This window comes from Streptomyces sp. cg35, assembly GCF_050410835.1.
Lineage (GTDB): Bacteria > Actinomycetota > Actinomycetes > Streptomycetales > Streptomycetaceae > Streptomyces.
Map to the genome: position 1 here is coordinate 8082859 of NZ_CP191268.1, position 15871 is coordinate 8098729.

At 68.9% G+C, this 15871-nt stretch carries 16 protein-coding genes and 2 pseudogenes; 9 read left to right on the forward strand and 9 right to left on the reverse strand.

Annotation, left to right across the window (positions count from 1 at the left end; genetic code table 11):
* The first annotated feature begins 181 nt into the window (after nucleotides 1–181).
* Nucleotides 182–898 carry a glycoside hydrolase family 75 protein gene (locus ACQUQD_RS37315; RefSeq protein WP_428956643.1) on the forward strand — a complete coding sequence of 239 codons (717 nt, stop codon included), beginning with the start codon at nucleotides 182–184 and terminating at the stop codon, nucleotides 896–898.
* A gap of 68 nt (nucleotides 899–966) precedes the next feature.
* On the opposite strand, the gene dhaM is transcribed toward ACQUQD_RS37315, so the two are convergent.
* From dhaM to dhaK, 3 genes are read right to left on the reverse strand one after another with little or no spacing between them, the layout of a single operon-like run.
* Nucleotides 967–1380 (reverse strand): dihydroxyacetone kinase phosphoryl donor subunit DhaM, encoded by a 414-nt coding sequence (gene dhaM / locus ACQUQD_RS37320; RefSeq protein ID WP_428956644.1) that lies wholly within the window; start codon nucleotides 1378–1380, stop codon nucleotides 967–969.
* Entirely contained in the window at nucleotides 1377–1985 is a 609-nt protein-coding gene (gene dhaL / locus ACQUQD_RS37325) for a dihydroxyacetone kinase subunit DhaL (RefSeq protein WP_428956645.1), read from the reverse strand. The genes dhaM and dhaL overlap by 4 nt, the downstream gene beginning before the upstream one ends.
* Nucleotides 1986–2029: 44 nt before the next feature.
* Complete coding sequence (gene dhaK, locus ACQUQD_RS37330; RefSeq protein WP_428956646.1) at nucleotides 2030–3022, reverse strand: dihydroxyacetone kinase subunit DhaK; 993 nt, start codon at nucleotides 3020–3022, stop codon at nucleotides 2030–2032.
* A gap of 447 nt (nucleotides 3023–3469) precedes the next feature.
* Between dhaK and ACQUQD_RS37335 the strand changes: the two are divergent.
* Both ACQUQD_RS37335 and ACQUQD_RS37340 read left to right on the forward strand, forming a co-directional pair.
* Nucleotides 3470–3933 (forward strand): annotated as a pseudogene (locus tag ACQUQD_RS37335) (transposase); the annotation flags it as partial.
* Between the two features lie 17 nt (nucleotides 3934–3950).
* Nucleotides 3951–4259: a hypothetical protein gene (locus ACQUQD_RS37340; protein ID WP_428957793.1), complete on the forward strand. Its 309-nt coding sequence runs from the start codon at nucleotides 3951–3953 to the stop codon at nucleotides 4257–4259.
* A gap of 400 nt (nucleotides 4260–4659) precedes the next feature.
* Here the strand turns inward: ACQUQD_RS37340 and ACQUQD_RS37345 are convergent, their stop codons facing one another.
* On the reverse strand, nucleotides 4660–5427 hold the full coding sequence (locus ACQUQD_RS37345; RefSeq protein WP_428956647.1) for an SDR family NAD(P)-dependent oxidoreductase: 768 nt from the start codon (nucleotides 5425–5427) through the stop codon (nucleotides 4660–4662).
* A 337-nt stretch (nucleotides 5428–5764) separates the two neighbouring features.
* On the reverse strand, nucleotides 5765–6679 hold the full coding sequence (locus ACQUQD_RS37350; RefSeq protein WP_428956648.1) for an alpha/beta fold hydrolase: 915 nt from the start codon (nucleotides 6677–6679) through the stop codon (nucleotides 5765–5767).
* A gap of 28 nt (nucleotides 6680–6707) precedes the next feature.
* Here ACQUQD_RS37350 and ACQUQD_RS37355 point away from each other — a divergent pair, with 28 nt between their 5' ends.
* Nucleotides 6708–7700: an AraC family transcriptional regulator gene (locus ACQUQD_RS37355; protein ID WP_428956649.1), complete on the forward strand. Its 993-nt coding sequence runs from the start codon at nucleotides 6708–6710 to the stop codon at nucleotides 7698–7700.
* 250 nt (nucleotides 7701–7950) lie between these two features.
* Here ACQUQD_RS37355 and ACQUQD_RS37360 read toward each other — a convergent pair whose 3' ends face one another.
* Complete coding sequence (locus tag ACQUQD_RS37360; protein ID WP_428956650.1) at nucleotides 7951–8751, reverse strand: NADPH-dependent F420 reductase; 801 nt, start codon at nucleotides 8749–8751, stop codon at nucleotides 7951–7953.
* 178 nt (nucleotides 8752–8929) lie between these two features.
* Between ACQUQD_RS37360 and ACQUQD_RS37365 the strand changes: the two genes are divergently transcribed.
* Nucleotides 8930–9781, forward strand: coding sequence for a helix-turn-helix transcriptional regulator (locus ACQUQD_RS37365; RefSeq protein WP_428956651.1), 852 nt, complete (start codon nucleotides 8930–8932; stop codon nucleotides 9779–9781).
* A gap of 249 nt (nucleotides 9782–10030) precedes the next feature.
* Here ACQUQD_RS37365 and ACQUQD_RS37370 read toward each other — a convergent pair whose 3' ends face one another.
* The gene (locus tag ACQUQD_RS37370) at nucleotides 10031–10237 is read right to left on the reverse strand and encodes a hypothetical protein (RefSeq protein WP_428956653.1); all 207 of its coding nucleotides are present in this window, start codon (nucleotides 10235–10237) and stop codon (nucleotides 10031–10033) included.
* Between the two features lie 150 nt (nucleotides 10238–10387).
* Here ACQUQD_RS37370 and ACQUQD_RS37375 point away from each other — a divergent pair.
* Nucleotides 10388–10573 (forward strand): annotated as a pseudogene (locus tag ACQUQD_RS37375) (transposase); the annotation flags it as partial.
* 155 nt (nucleotides 10574–10728) lie between these two features.
* On the opposite strand, the gene ACQUQD_RS37380 reads toward ACQUQD_RS37375, so the two are convergent.
* On the reverse strand, nucleotides 10729–11235 hold the full coding sequence (locus ACQUQD_RS37380; RefSeq protein ID WP_428956654.1) for a hypothetical protein: 507 nt from the start codon (nucleotides 11233–11235) through the stop codon (nucleotides 10729–10731).
* A 125-nt stretch (nucleotides 11236–11360) separates the two neighbouring features.
* Entirely contained in the window at nucleotides 11361–12065 is a 705-nt protein-coding gene (locus ACQUQD_RS37385; RefSeq protein WP_428956655.1) for a GntR family transcriptional regulator, read from the reverse strand.
* 169 nt (nucleotides 12066–12234) lie between these two features.
* On the opposite strand from ACQUQD_RS37385, the gene ACQUQD_RS37390 reads away from it, so the two are divergent.
* From ACQUQD_RS37390 to ACQUQD_RS37400, 3 genes are read left to right on the forward strand one after another with little or no spacing between them, the layout of a single operon-like run.
* Entirely contained in the window at nucleotides 12235–13569 is a 1335-nt protein-coding gene (locus ACQUQD_RS37390; protein WP_428956656.1) for an MFS transporter, read from the forward strand.
* Nucleotides 13566–14729 carry a maleate cis-trans isomerase family protein gene (locus ACQUQD_RS37395; RefSeq protein ID WP_428956657.1) on the forward strand — a complete coding sequence of 388 codons (1164 nt, stop codon included), beginning with the start codon at nucleotides 13566–13568 and terminating at the stop codon, nucleotides 14727–14729. The genes ACQUQD_RS37390 and ACQUQD_RS37395 overlap by 4 nt, the downstream gene beginning before the upstream one ends.
* Nucleotides 14730–14753: 24 nt before the next feature.
* Nucleotides 14754–15659 carry a polysaccharide deacetylase family protein gene (locus tag ACQUQD_RS37400; protein ID WP_428956658.1) on the forward strand — a complete coding sequence of 302 codons (906 nt, stop codon included), beginning with the start codon at nucleotides 14754–14756 and terminating at the stop codon, nucleotides 15657–15659.
* Nucleotides 15660–15871 lie beyond the last annotated feature (212 nt).

Here is a 15871-nt window from a genome sequence, read left to right on the forward strand (position 1 = left end):
CCGGATTGGTACAGACCTGTATGGCACCTGTATGGCACGAGTGACGGGTCCTCAACAAGGGGGCGTACGGGCCCATCCGGCCCCCGACCGGTGGCCGCCCTCGTCGGCGGGGCACAGATTGGTGGTCCACGTCCGTTCGCTGTCCCCGCTCGTCCATGTCCCCGACCGAAGGCATCTCCCTGTGCACCCTCGCTTCCTGACGCTCGCCGCCGTCTGCGGCGCCGCGGCCCTCCTCGCCCCCGCGACCCTGCCCGCGACGGCCGCCCGGCTGGCCGCCCCCGCGGATCCGGGCAGCGCGCCCGCCGCCCGGGAGGGCGGGGTCCGCGCCGCCGACCTGCTCGCCGCCGTGCGCGGCTGCCGGCAGATCTCCCACGGCCGCTACCGCAGCGACGACGGTGCCCGCGCGAACATCCCGGTCTGCGGCAAGCACGGCGCCGTCCACTGGAAGGCCGACCTCGACGTCGACTGCGACGGCCGCGCGGGCCGGCACTGCAACCGCCGCACCGACCCGCTCTTCTACAACAAGACGGCCTACCAGCAGTCCGACGGACGGCAGTTGAGCGCCGAGCGACTGCCCTACGTCGTCGTGCCCGGCGCGAGCCGCATCTGGAAACCGGCCCGCTCCGGCATCCGCGGCGGCACCGTCGCGGCGATCGTCCACCGGGGGAAGGTCCTGTACGCCGTCGTGGGCGACACCGGCCCGAGCGACCTGATCGGGGAGGCCTCGTACGCCGCGGCCCGCGCCCTCGGCATCAACCCGCACCCGGTGCGCGGCGGCGCCGCCGGCGAGGTCACGTACATCCTCTTCCCCGGGACGACCGCCCGCCCCATCGAGAGCCACCGCTCGGCCGTCGCGGCGGGGGAGGCGGCGGCGAGGAAGCTGCTGCGCGCGCACTGACGCGTCCATGCGACCGGTTCCCCGGCAGGCCGCGGACGTCCGCCGCGACCTGCCCGTGGGTCCTGTCGTCACACCTTGTGGTACGTGTACGCCTCCGATGCCGCCGCCACGACTCCGTCCAGGTCCGCCCCGGCCGAGGAGGAGACCACGGCGGCGACCGCGCCCTCCAGGAACGGGGCGTCCACCAGGCGTGTGCCGTCGGGGAGTTCGTCGCCCTCGGCGAGCAGCGCCTTCACGGTGAGGACCGCACTGCCGAGGTCGACGAGGACCGCGACCCCCGAGCCGCGGTCGACCTGCGCGGCCGCCGCCGAGATCCGCTCCGCGCTCGTACCGAGACCGCCGTCCTCCGTGCCGCCCGCCGCGGCCACCGGGGCGGTGTCGCCGCCCCCGGCGAGTCCGGCCGCCAGCCGCGCCACGGACTCGGCGACGTCCTGACTGTGCGACACCAGCACGATGCCGACGGCCTTGTCGGGGGCGGTCACGCGGCGTCCCCCGCGGCCTCGGCCAGCGCGCCGATCAGCAGCGCCGACGACGTCGCCCCGGGATCCTGGTGCCCGATGCTGCGCTCGCCCAGATAACTCGCCCGGCCCTTGCGGGCCTGGAGCGGAGTCGTCGCCTCGGCGCCGTGCTCGGCGGCCGACCGCGCCGCGGCGAAGTCACCGCCCACCAGCGCGTCCACGGCCGGCACCAGGGCGTCCAGCATCGTCTTGTCACCCGGCGCCGCCCCGCCGAGCGCGGCCACCGCGTCCACCCCGACGCGCAGCGCCCCGGCCAGCTCGGCCTGGCTCACCTCCGCCGCGTCACCGAGCTCCTTGCCGGTGCGCCGCAGCAGCGTGCCGTACAACGGCCCCGACGCGCCGCCCACGGTGGAGATCAACTGCCGCCCGGCGAGGGTGAGCACGGCCCCCGGGGTCGCGGGCGCGTCCTTGTCCAGGGCGGCCCGTACGGCGGTGAAGCCGCGCTGCAGATTGCTGCCGTGGTCGGCGTCGCCGATCGGCGAGTCGAGTTCGGTGAGCCGGGCGGCCTCGCGGTCCACCGCGGCCGCGGTCGCCGCCATCCAGCGCCGGAAGAAATCGGCGTCGAGCACATGGTCTCCTTGCGTGGTAGGTACGTTGACGAGGGCGCCGGCCGTCACATGCCCCAGCGCAGACCGGCCGTGCTGACCGGCGCGTCCCACAGGCGCAGCAGTTCCTCGTCCACCTGGCACAGGGTGACGGAGGCGCCGGCCATGTCGAGGGACGTGACGTAGTTGCCGACGAGGGTGCGGGCGACCGGCACCCCGCGCTCGGCGAGCACCCGCTGCACCTCGGCGTTGAAGCCGTACAGCTCCAGCAGCGGGGTGGCCCCCATGCCGTTCACGAGGACGAGTACCGGACTCTTCGGGTTCAGGTCCTCCAGCACGGCGTCGACGGCGAAGTCGGCGATCTCCCCGGACGTCATCATGGGGCGCCGCTCGCGCCCCGGCTCGCCGTGGATGCCGATGCCCAGCTCCAGCTCCCCGGAGGGCAGATCGAACGTCGGCGACCCCTTCGCGGGCGTGGTGCACGCGCTCAGCGCCACGCCGAAACTGCGCGCGGCGGCGTTCACCTGCCGGGCGATCGCCTCGACCCGCTCCAGCGGCTGCCCCTCCTCGGCGGCGGCGCCCGCGATCTTCTCCACGAACAGGGTCGCGCCGGTCCCGCGCCGTCCGGCTGTGTACAGGCTGTCGGTCACCGCGACATCGTCGTTCACGAGCACCTTGGCGACCTGGATGCCCTCGTCCTCGGCGAGTTCGGCCGCCATGTCGAAGTTGAGCACGTCACCGGTGTAGTTCTTCACGATGAACAGCACGCCCGCCCCGCTGTCCACCGCGGCGGCGGCCCGCACCATCTGATCGGGCACCGGCGACGTGAACACCTCACCGGGACAGGCCGCGGAGAGCATCCCCGGGCCCACGAACCCCCCGTGCAGCGGCTCGTGCCCGGACCCGCCGCCCGACACCAGCGCCACTTTCCCGGCGACCGGCGCGTCCCGGCGCAGGATCACCCGGTTGTCGACGTCCACGGTCAGTTCGGGGTGGGCGGCCGCCATGCCGCGCAGCGCATCGGTGACGACAGTCTCGGCCACATTGATCAACATTCTCATCGGTACCTCCGAGTGACGTGAGCGGTTGTTGCTCTGACCTGCGTCTTGCCTGGTCGGATTGGTTATGCCCGGTTGTAGATCTTGGCGGTCCCGGGCGGTCTGCAGCGGGGCTGAGCGGTGCTGTTGCCGACCTGATGCTGACTTTGGTGACGGATCATCAGGCGGCGCGATCGGTGGTGGTGGTCCCACGTCAGTACCGATCGGCGGTCGGTGTCAAGCACCTGCTGCGATGGGGATGCACGTCGCGACCGCATACTGCACCGGACCGGTGCTCAGCTCTGGGGCACAGCGTCAGCTCCCGGAGCGGTCGGGGCCCCTCGGTCGTGAACTACGGCATGAACCCAGGTGGCCTCATGCCCTGTCTTGTGGCCGATGCGAGGGATCGACGGCCGGGCGACAAGCTCATCAACGGACCAGCTCGACCCCGCACACGAACGTGATCATCTCGTAAGGGGCGGCCGGGCAGAACAAGTCGGGAAGGATGTCGCGGACGGCTCGGAGCAGGAAGAACGGCGGGGCATCCGGCGCAGACGCAAGCTCCGCCTGAAGGCCGCGCTTCTCGGACGCTCGCGAGGCGGACAGACCAGCAAGGTCCACCTCGCCACCGACCGCAAATGCCGTCCGCTGGCGTTCGTGCTGACCGCGGGGCAGGCAGCCGACAGCCCGCTTTCATCCCCGTACTGAAGATGGTGCGCATCCGTGATCCTGTTGGCCGCCCCTGCACCCGACCCGATGCAGTCGCCGCAGGTAAGGCTTACTCGTCCCGCGGTAACCGCGTCTTTCTTCGAAGACGTCGTATCAAAGCAGTCATCCCGGAGAAGAGGGACCCAGCCGCCAACCGAAAGAAGAAGCGCAGGAAGGGCGGTCGGCCCATCGGCCACGACGTCGGCCTCTACAAATCCCGCAGTTCGTCCCACAAGACGCGCTGGTGTTCAGTGCGACGCTGTTCATCACCGTCATTGATCTGGTCGAGCTGGCTGCCTGGTACTGGTTCCTCTCCCGTGCCGCCTCGGTTCTGAGCGACCGCATCCAACGCCCCGCGTTCCGCCGCCGCCTCGAACAGGTCACCGGCGCGGCCTTCTTCGGCTTCGCCGCCAACCACCTCCTCGTTGACCGCTCGTGGAGCTCCCCCATTCCGCCCTGCCAAAGGCCAGCCGGTGAGTGTGGTGAGGCATCGCCACCCGCTACGAGTGCGAGGGAAGCTACCTCGCTGGCCTCCACTTCCGCGCCGCGATGATCTGGATCAAGAGGTCAGACGAGCCACTCCTTGATCACAACCAGTAACGCTCCCCAAGGACGCAGCGGAGCTGTGCCAACTGCGCACTGACATCGAGCGCCTCGTCCGTGCACTAGCCAACTGACCGTAGAGAACCGGCAGCTGCGTGGTGCCCTATCGCAGTCCGGCTCCGCGATCAGGGAGCTGCCCACGCAGCCGCAGCCCGACCGGTTTCCGAAAACGCCGAGTCAGACGGGCCGGCCGGCGAACGAGAGCCTGAACTGCTGACCCGGCTGAACGGAGCGGCGGACACGGTTCAACCGCGCTGTTCGTGGCCTTCGCGGCTGCCAGAGGTCACCCTCGGCCAGCTCAGGCGCGCCCGGTCCGTCCCCCCCCGTTCGCCACGGTGCCTCTGCAGGGGTCAGAGCTTGTAGCCGCCGCTCGCCTCGATGACCTGGGCGGTCACCCAGCGGCTTTCGTCGGAGGCCAGGAAGGACACTACTGAGGCGATGTCGGCGACTTCACCGAAACGTCCCAGGGCGGTGTCCGCCTCGATCGCCGCCGCCATCTCGGCGTTCTCGCGGACGGCCGCGTTCATGTCGGTACGCACCCAGCCTGGCGCGACGGCGTTCACTGTGATGCCTCGGGGCCCCAACTCCATCGCGAGGGCATGCGTCAGGTTGTTGATGCTTGCCTTGGCCATGGAGTAGACGGGGACCGCCTGCATCGGTCGCGAGGCTGCGCCGGAGGAGACGTTGATGATCCGTCCGCCATCAGCGAGGCGGCTCAGTGCTGACTGGACGATGAAGAAGGGCGCGCGAGCGTGGACTGCGAACATCGTGTCCCAGCTGTCCGGCGTGGCGTCCGCGAGGCCGCCCCAGCCCGAGTTTCCTGCGTTGTTGATCAGCAGGTCGAGGGTTCGGGTTCCCTTACGCCGCATGAATTCGTCGTCGAGCCGCGTGAACAGGTGGGGGATGGACTCCGCGTCGACGAGGTCCGCGTGGACTGCGAAAGCGTTCCCACCGGCCTTCTCGATCGTTGCGACCGTCTCGTCGGCGCCGTGCTTACTGGCGTTGTAGGTGAGTGCGACGAGCGCGCCTTCCTCCGCGAGACGCTCGGCTATCGAGCGCCCGATACCGCGCGACCCTCCGGTGACGAGGGCGGTCTTTCCAGCGAGCGACTTTGACACGAGTATTTCCTTACTGGGCAAGATGTGGGTGTTGAAGGAGCGTGGCTGCGGCCTGCTTCGGCCGATCTGGGCAGCGAGTGCTGCAGGAAGCCGGGCTTAGTTGAGGTCCGTCGTTCGGTATGTGCCGTCCGGGCGACCCATGTCCTTCACAGTGAGGGACATGGGTCAACGCATTCCATAACGTGAAGTCCGAGAGGAATTACGGATCGTCCAGGCAGGGGAACGGCGGCAAGAGCCGCTCGCCTGCGGACAACCGTCGCGCGGACGGGCTGCAGCCCTGTGGGGCAGGTCGTCCTGAGCCCGTCCCGCGAACGGGCTCAGGACATGTCGGCCGGCGTCAGTTGCCGCGACGCTCACTCTCGCGGTCGCCGAGCCACTTGATGACCTCGCGGTTGAACACGTCGGGGGCGTTGCGGGCGATGAAGTGGCCCGCTCCACCGATGCGCTTGAGGGTGAAGGGACCCTTGATGAACTCGCGGCCGGTGATCAGCTGCTCCGGGCCGATGTAGGGGTCGTTCATGGAGTAGAGCTGCAGCACGGGCACCGTCACGTCGGGCAGCGGCTCCGCCTTGGGAGCGTCGTCGGGGTTGACCGTCGCGTGGTACCAGTTGAGCCAGCTGGCCTTCAGGCCGTTGGGCCGTTCCCAGTCCGCGATGATGTGCTCCATGTCCGGGTGCCAGTCGAAGAACTCCCTCGCCAGAGCCCAGTCGTCCGCGCGAAGCGCCTCTTCCGCAGCCTCGAACTGGAAGTAGGACATGTACCACGACCGCTTGCGCTGATCGAGGGCCGGATCGATGAAGAAGCCGTTGAGGTGGCTGACGTTCTCCGAGACGAGACCGAGGATTCGCTCGGGATTCAGGGCGGCGAGCATCCACAGCGGGAGGCTTCCGCGGTCGCCGCCTTCGACGTAGAACTTCTCGATGCCCAGGGCGTCCACCACCGCCAGGGCACGCTCGTAGTCGTGGTGGCCCGAGTAGAGTTCCACGTCCTCGGGACGGTCCGATCCGCCGGCACCCAGGTGCTCCGGAATGACCACGCGGTATCCGGCCTGGACGAGCGCCGGAACGTTGAAGCGGAATTCGAGCGAGTTGTGCGGGGCGCCGTGGAACATGACCAGGGTCGGCGCGTCGGCCGGTCCCTCGTCGTACACCCGCAGCTGATGACCGAGGGCATCGATCATCTTGTAGTTCTTGCTGGACAGCCCGTCCGTGGTGTTGATGCCCGTTGCGGACACCGTCGGTGCGTTGCTCATGGGCTCAACCGTAGGAGCGCACGCGCGTATGATGAATAACGTGGCTTCCAGGAAACATTACGCATCGTCCAGGCGGGATGGGGCTGTCGGATCAGGCGACCCGATCGTCGACGTTCTGCGACTTCTGCGCACACAGGCGGTCGTCCCGGCACGGGTGCACGCTGCCTCCCCCTGGGCCGTCCTCTTCGATCCCTACCCGCACGTGAAGCTGGGCGTCGTCCTCGAGGGCGAGTGCTGGATGGCCCTCGACGGCTGCGAGCCGGTGTTGCTGCGTAAGGGCGACTTCTTCCTGCTCAACAACCCGCCGTCCTACACACTGGCCAGCATTCTCGATGTGACGCCGAGCCAGGCCACTGCTTTTCACGAGAGCGAGAACGCTGGCGAGGTGCGCATCGGCGCCGAGGCCGATGAGGACACCTACGTCTGCTGCATCGACTTCGTGTTCGAGGAGGCCCACGCCTCGGCGCTCTTCGACGTGCTGCCGCCCATCGTCCTCGTCCGGGCCGGCGACCCGCGCGGAGCACTCCTGTCGAACCTCTCCGCCCTCACGGTCGCGGAGATGGAATCTGCCGGCGTCGGCCGATCCCTTGTACTGGAGCACCTCGCACAGCTCATTCTCGTCCACATGCTGCGCGTCCACGCTGATCAGACCGATCATCCCGTCGGCTGGCTCGGGGCACTGGTCGAGGACGGCATCGGGGCGGCCCTGCGCGCGATGCATGCGGATGTGAGCCGGCGCTGGACGCTCGACGAGCTCGCCGCGATCAGCCACATGTCACGGTCCGCGTTCGCCGCGGCGTTCAAAGCCAAGGTCGGCACAGCCCCGCTGACCTACCTCATCGAATGGCGGATGAGCCTGGCCCGTGACGCGCTGCGCAGTGACACCCGCTCCATCTCCGAGCTGGCCGCCGCAACGGGCTACGAGTCCGAGAGCGCCTTCAGTACGGCATTCCGGCGCGTGGTCGGGACTTCTCCTCGATTCTTCCGCGACGAGGCACGCCAACAGGCGGGGGTGGGGTAGCCGGCCCTCGGCTCTTACCGCGGCCCTGTACATCGAGGTGTCGTGTCGTGCGGCCGGCGAGCGCGGGGGTTTCCATGCGGTGGGGCCCTGTCCAGCGGACAGGGCCCCACCGCATGCCGATCCGGCGTTCGAGCACCCCTGAGCACTCTGGCCCAAAAGAGCCGCGCGAGTCTGGACCTGAGCGGTGACAGCGAAGGACTGAGGAATCAGCGCAGGAGTGCCGCACGACGGCACTCGGCACGCCCGGGTGCTACTTGTTCACGGTGTTGGCGCTCGCCTGGTCCATGAAGATGGCGACGTGGGCGGGGGGCATCCCTGCCAGCGTGCCACCGACGGGTGACGGTCGCTCCGCGCTGTCGATCATCTTGCGGGCCGCTTCGGGCGAGACGGGCGGGACCGGGTGTGCGAGGTAGAAGCGCTTCTCCTCATCCCCAGTGATCCCGTCCGGGATGGCAGGGGTGTACGGCCAGAAGTAGATGGGCGTCTCGGGCTCGATCCGCCAGCTCTCCGCGAGCGAGCCGGCATCGACCACGTCGTAGCCGACCGCCTCCAAGAACTGCGTCACCGCCTTCTTGGCACCGGCGTCGTTACCAGCGATCGGGAGGGTCGTCCGCTCGGCGTCGCCCTTCGGGCGGGCGTTGGAGTACATGTGGTTCCAGTCCAGATTGTGCAGGCCCTTCACGACCAGGGAGTCCTTGAGGTGCCGCTGCACGAGTTCACTTGACGTGAGCTTCCCGGCATCCAGTTCGGCGTTGCGCCAGAACTCCGGGTAGTAGTTCGTCTGGTCCAGGACAACCTTCCCGGCCAGCTTGTCGGCCGACAGCGCCGCGTAACTCGCGAGCGGGACAGGAAGGGCAATGATGTCGCCGGCCGCGATCGCCTCGTCGACCGTTGCGGCGCGCGCCAGCGGACCGAGATCCGATACGAGTTCCGCGATCGACTCCGGGCCTCGTGAGTTGCTGAGCACAACGCTGTAGCCGGCGGCGACAGCCAGACGAGCGACGGAGCCGCCGACCAGACCAGAGCCAATGATTCCGATGGTGGGTGCCATTTTGGGTATCTCCTTGTTCAAAAGGTGCCGTCAGCGGGCGGCAAGGTGCCGCCGTGCCTCTGACGCATGTGGACCGACAAGGCGATGCTCGGCCTGGCCGCAGGGGTGCACCAGGCGCTGTCGTCCCTGGTAGCGCGAGTACCACCCAGCCCCTCACCAGCAGGCTCATACTGGATTCATGACCACCTACACCGCGCTCGGCCCAGCACTGCGCGCGTGGAGAGAGCGCATCGGCCCGGCCGCGGTCGGCCTGCCGGTTGCAGGCAACCGACGAGTTCCGGGCCTGCGGCGTGAGGAGCTGGCCGTCCTGGCCGGCATCTCCGTCGACTACCTCGTACAGCTCGAACAGGGCCGCGCGAAGAATCCCTCCCCCCAGATCCTGGCGGCCTTCGCGCAGACACTGCGGCTCAACGCCGTGGATCGTGAACTGCTCTACCGGCTGGCAGGTGCGCTCGTCCCGCCGTCCGGGACGGTGCCCCGCGAGGTGCCACCCGGCGTGCAGCGCATGATCGACCGCATGAGCGACACACCGCTGGCCGTCTTCACCGCCTCCTGGGACCTCGTGCAGAGCAACTCGCTCTGGGGCGCACTGTTCGGCAGCCCGGCCGCGACCGATGCCCGATCGAGCAACCTGATCTGGGGACACTTCGCCGCCCCGTATGCACCTGGCGCATCCCGCATCGAGCGCGACGCCGCACACGCCGACGCATTCGAACGCATGATGGTGTCCGACCTGCGACGGGCCGCCGACCGATACCCCGACGACCGCGCCGTCACCGAACTGATCAACGGACTCCGAGAGACCGACCCACACTTCGCCGACCTCTGGACCCGCTACGAAACCCTGCCGATCGGGCGCTCACACAAGACGGTTGTCCACCCCGACCTCGGCGAGATCGTCCTCGACTGCGACATCATGACCATCGAACGAGCCGACCTGCACATCGTGCTGAACTGGGCCGCTCCGAACACGGGCGCGGCCGAGAAGCTCGCCCTGCTCCGTAAGCGGGTAACCACAGCAGCACACTGAAGACCGGCACCGCTCCGGGCGCACGTGTGGGCTCTGTCCCGCAGGGCGGAAACGTGCCCGAGGTGGAGCGCGTCTTGCTGGGACCCGTGGGCTTCTCCGGGAACGGCGCGCCCGCCGCCCGCAAGCAACGTGAGCGCGTTGTCGACGTACGTGTTTTCGTGGCGGCGGACCACTCGCCGCCGCTGATGCGGCAGGAGTCGTCCACCTTCGGCGGGTTCTGCGTCATGGGCGGGGTGAGGAACGTGGGGGTCAGTCGTAGGGCATGACGGCCGGGTAGCCGTACAGGTAGGTCCTTGCCCCGGGATGGTCGGGGAGGGGGTCGGGTGTGCTGGGGCCGGTGAGGTTGTGGCAGGTGGTCAGTTCGTAGGCGAGGGCGAGTACGGCCTGAGTGTCGGCGCCGTCGATGGTGAGGCGTACCATCCCGGGCTGGTCCAGGTGGTCGGATTCATCGGTCATGCCCGTGGCGACGCCCGCATGCTGATCATGGTTCGGCCCGGGCGGGAACATCCCTCGATCGAGGGCTTCTCGTTTGGCGCTGTCGCCTAGGTCGTGTCCGACGGGTCGAGTGACGATCCCACTGGGTACCCGTTCCGTGGGAATTGGGACTTGGGACGGGGAGATCTTTCGGATGAGGAGTGGGCTCGGCTGGAGCCGCATTCGCCGACGCATCGCGGGCGGGGTGGACGCTGGCAATGCCACCGTCGTGTGATCGACGGGATTCTGTTCCGGCAGCGGACCGGCCTCCCCTGGCGGGACCTGCCTCCCTGCTTCGGTAGCTGGAAGACGGTTCACGGGACGCTCGCGAGGCGGTCTCACATGCACGATTCACCTCGCCGGGGAAGGCGGGTGCCGCCCGCTCGGGCGTCACCTGCGCAGACGCCAGATCAAGTACACGATCCCCGTGGCCGGGATCCGCCTATGGCTCCGTCCGGAGTGAAGCGTCCCGTTCAGAGGTCCTTGGCACCAGGGTAGTGGCGGCGAAGTTCGCTGAGTACGCGCTCGTCGACAGCCCTGATGTCCCAAAAGGAGCTGTCGAATTCGGTCAGGACGAGCACCAGTTTGTCCTCGGCGAACCCACGTGCTTCGGCGTCGATCAACTGGAGGAAGGGGGTCGTCAACGACAACAGTGTCAACGTGTCCATGCCTGCATCGGCGGACCGTCTCTCCATCTCGACACAGCGAGGATCGACGATCTCGTCGCATTCGACGCGCCACGTCAGGTCCAGCCCGAAGCTGCCGAGGCGAACCAGTAGTTCGGCCAGCGTCACGTAGTGCTTTCCGTGCCCGGCGGGAAACGTGATCCCCTTCATCTCCGCCTCTGCTTCGGCTGTATCGCGTGACATGCGGCCCCTTTCGTTCAGCGAACACTCTGGTGTGCCGCTTCGTCGGAAGCACGGCAACAGCCGTAGATGCTCCATGACCTGCACCTGAACGCGCGCATCGCACAGGGCCACGAGGAATCTCCCTGAGGGGTATGCGCGGCGCTTCCTGACTCGATCGGCCTGGGGAGCAAGACGGCTCCAGGAGCCTCAGTGACCGGGCGGAGAGTTCGAATCTCGGGTGTCGTAGGAGACATCCGTCAGGGTTCGCCGACCGCGTCGCCCACTTCTGCCGGAGCGGTGGCCTCCGTGTCGAAGAGCACCCGTAGCGCCACCTCGCGGTAGTGCCGTACGTGACGTAGCGCCCGGTCGGCCGCGAGGTCCGCGTCACGGGCGGCGATCGCCTCGTACAGCGCGCGGTGCTCGTCCCAGACCGGGCGCGGGTCGTCCACCTGCTGGAACAGCCAGCGCATCCGGCCTTCGAGGGGTTCCAGGGTCGCGGCGAGGAGCGCGTTGCCGGCGATCGCGACGATGTGGTGGTGGAAGGCGGTGTTGGCGCGGGAGATGCGGTCGGCGCGGCCCGCGCGGGTGGCCTTGCCCGCGCTGTCGAGGAGCCGGCCGAGGGCGTCGACCTGCCGCTGCCCGGCGCGCTCGGTGGCACGGCGCGCGGCGAGCACTTCGAGCGCCTCGCGCAGGTCGAAGAGGTCGAGCACGTCCTGGAACGACAGCTGCTTGACGACGATCCTGCGGGGCGAGACGGCTTCCAGGAATCCCTCGCTGAGCAGCACCCGGATCGCCTCGCGCACGGGGATCCGGGAGACGCCGAACTCCTCGGCCACGTCCCGCTCCAACAGCCGGTCGCCGGGCCTGAGTTGACCGGAGATGATCCGGTCCCGGATGCCCTCGCAGACCTGGTCGCGCAACCAGCCCGCCGCGCCGGGGCCCGCGCCTGCCGTCTGTGCCATGTTTCCTCCCCGTCAATGAGTCCTCACGGTATACCAACGCCTTGACGCGGGGCGTTGGCCGTCGCATTCTTTGGTATGCCATAGCGCGGATTCCGCACGTCACAAGCGTGCTTGCTTGTCCTGCAACACCCCCTTACGCAGTTCTTCCCTGCCGGAAAGAGGGTTTGACATGCCATCAGCCAAAGCGGCCGACGTCTCCGGCGCGGCCGCCCAGGACGCGAGAACCGACCAGGCGCCACCCACGCGTACTCGCTGGAGGATCTTCCTTCTCCTCCTCGCCATCGTCACGCTGAACTACATAGACCGTGGCTCCGTGTCCGTAGCCCTGCCGCTCATCACCGACGACCTGCATCTGTCCAAAGAGGTCACCGGTTTCGTGCTCAGCGCGTTCTTCTGGACCTACGCGCTGATGCAGATCCCGGCCGGACGGCTCATCGACCGGTTCGGGCCGCGCCGGATGGCGGGCGGCGCCTGTGTCGGCTGGGGCGTCGCCACGGCGCTGACCGCGGGGGCCACCGGCGTCGGCTCGCTGCTCACCGCGCGGCTCGCGCTCGGCGCCGTCGAGGCACCGGTGATGCCGGCGGGCGGCAAGCTCAACGCCCACTGGCTGCCCGCAGCCGAGCGCGGGCGGGGGGCGGTCCTGATGGACGGCGGGGCCCCGCTCGGCTCCGCGCTCGGCGGCGTCGCCATCTCCGGTCTGATCGCCTGGACGGGGAGCTGGCGCACCAGCTTCGTCGTCGCCGGCGCGGCGACCGTGGCGGTCGGCTTCCTCGCCCTGTGGTTCCTGCGCGACACCCCGCGCGAGCACCCTGCCGTGAACGCCGCGGAGGCCGCGCACATCGAGCGGGCGCATGCCGCCGAGGACGCCGCGGCGCCCGGCGAGGACCGGCCCGCGCGCCTGGTGGACTACCTCAAGTACCGCTCGTTCTGGGGCATGTGCCTGGGCTGGATGGGCTTCAACGGTGTCTTCTACGGGCTGCTCACCTGGGGCCCGCTCTACCTGTCGGAGACCAAGGGCTTCGACATCAAGTCGATCGGCTGGTCCACGCTGCTCATCTTCGGCGCCGGGTTCGTCGGGGAACTGACCGGCGGCTGGCTCGCCGACCTCTGGCGCTCGCGCGGCACCCGCGCCAACACCGTCCTTCGCACACTCATGGGCGTCGCGGGCGCCGCCGTGACGGCCGGGCTGCTCGGTGTGGTCCTGGTGCCCGACGCGATGACCGCCGTCGTGCTCCTCTCCGGCGTCCTGTTCTTCCTGCGCTGGGCCGGCCTCTACTGGGCGCTGCCGTCCACGCTCGGCGGCCGCGCCAACGCCGGAGTGGTCGGCGCCGCCATGAACCTGTCCGGGAACCTCGCCGGGATCGTCACACCCATCGCGGTCGGCTTCATCGTCGGCGGCACCGGCTCCTACACCTGGGCCCTGCTCTACTTCGTCGGCGCGGGCGCCCTGTTCACCGTCTCGTCCCTGGTCATCGACTATTCGAGGAGGCTCGTCGTCCGATGAGCGATCACCGTCCGCTGCGCGTGGGGATGCTCACGCCGTCGTCCAACACCTGCCTGGAGCCCGTGACGTACGGACTGCTCCAGGGCTCGGGGAGCCCGGTCACCGCGCACTTCGCGCGGGTACCGGTGACCCGGATCGCCCTGGACACGGGCAGTGACGCCCAGTTCGGCCAGGAGCCGATGCTCGCAGCGGCCAGACAGCTGGCCGACGCCAAGGCCGACGTCCTGGTCTGGAACGGGACGTCGGGTTCCTGGCTCGGCATCGAGCGGGACCGCGCCTTGGCCGAGGCACTCACCGCCGAGACGGGCATCTCGGCGACCACCTCGACGCTCGCTTTGCTCGACGCCTGCGCCGCGTACGGCGTGACCCGGCTCGGGCTTGCCCTGCCCTACACCCGCGACGTGGCCGACGCCATCGTGAGGACGTACGCGAAGGAGGGCATTGACTGCGTTCTCGCCGAGCCCTTCGGCGAGGACGACAACGAGGCGTTCGCCAGGATCCCGGCCGCCGACGTGGCCCGCCAGATCGAGTGCGCCGCCACCGACGGCGCGCAGGCCGTCGCCGTCGTCTGCACCAACGTGCACGGAGCCCTCGAAGCCGAGCGCCTCGAACGATCCCTGAACATGCCGGTGTTCGACTCTGTGACGGCAACGCTGTGGCGCGCGCTCGACCTTGCCGGGGCGTACCCGTCGTGGTCCGGCTACGGACAGCTGCTGCGCGACGGCAGTCTTCGCGCCCGAGTCCAGGAAGTTCTCGGGACGCTGCTGCGGGCGACCGGCGCGGACCGCACCACGTTCCGCGTCGACCTGCCGGATCACGGTCTGCACGTCGATCTCACCGCGGGCGAGGCGCTGCGCCCCGGCGAGCGCTCGATCCGCCGCGACGCCTCCCTCGACCAGCGTCGCCTGAACACCGTGGAGTGGCTGGAGGCCGAGCGGCGTCCGCTGATCCAGCCGCACTTCAACGCCGCGCCACATCCGCCGCAGGCACTCGTCGACGTGTACGGCGTGCGCGCCCAGATGCTGTCGCCCGTCGAGTCGGGCGACGCGCTCACCGGATGGATCTCCGTGCACAGCGCGCGCGAACGCGACTGGACACCGGGTGATACCCGGGCCCTCGCCACGGCGACCGCAAACCTCAGCACCCTCCTTCCCAACTAGAAGCACAAGAGGAGCACTTCACCCATGGCCAAGAACATCCAGATAGCGCTCGGTGTAGATGTAGACGCGGTGGCCGGCTGGCTCGGCAGTTACGGCGGCCAGGATTCGCCGAACGACATCCAGCGCGGAGTGTTCGCGGGCGAGATCGGCACCCCGCGCCTGCTGAAGCTGTTCGAGCGCTATGGAATCCGTACGTCCTGGTTCATTCCCGGCCACTCCATCGAGACGTTCCCCGAGCAGACCCGGATGGTCGTGGAGGCGGGGCACGAGATCGGGGCCCACGGCTACTCGCACGAGAACCCCATCGCGATGACGCCTCAGCAGGAGGAGGACGTCCTTGCCAAGTCCGTGGAACTCATCGAGGAGTTCACCGGGCGCAGGCCCAAGGGGTACGTCGCCCCGTGGTGGGAGATGTCCGAGTCGACGGCCGCGCTCCTGCACAAGTACGGCTTCTCCTACGACCACTCGCAGAACTACCGGGACTTCACCCCCTTCTACGCCCGAGTCGGCGACTCCTGGACGAAGATCGACTATGCAGGTGAGGCGAAGGACTGGATGAAGCCGCTCGTGCACGGACACGAGGTCGACCTCGTCGAGTTCTGCGGCAACTGGTACGTCGACGACCTGCCGCCGATGATGTTCAACAAGCACTCCCACAACAGCCACGGCTACGTCTCGCCCCGAGCCCTGGAACAGGACTGGAAAGACCAGTTCGACTGGGTGCACAGGGAGTTGGACTACGCCGTCGTCCCGGTGACCCTGCACCCCGACGTGTCGGGCCGCCCGCAGGTGCTGCTCATGCTGGAGCGGTTCATCGAGTACGTCTCCGGGCACGAGGGTGTGTCGTTCGTGACGCTCGAGGACGCGGCGGACGAGTTCCGGCGGCGCTACCCCTTCGAGCGCGCCGCGCGGCCGGCCGACGTGCGCTGAGGTCCTCACCGTGCACCGCCCGGCATGCGCCGTCCGGCCTGGCGGATCTGGGCCGGCGATCCGCATCGCTCCAGCATGGGGAAGCATGATGACCTGCTGTTGTCGTCCCTGGCGACGTGGGCAGGCGGATACTCGTGGAGTAGAGCGGGTCGGCCACGAGCTGATGCTCTGCGCCGCGCGCCAAGGGCTGTCCCGTAAAGCATCTCCGGCCG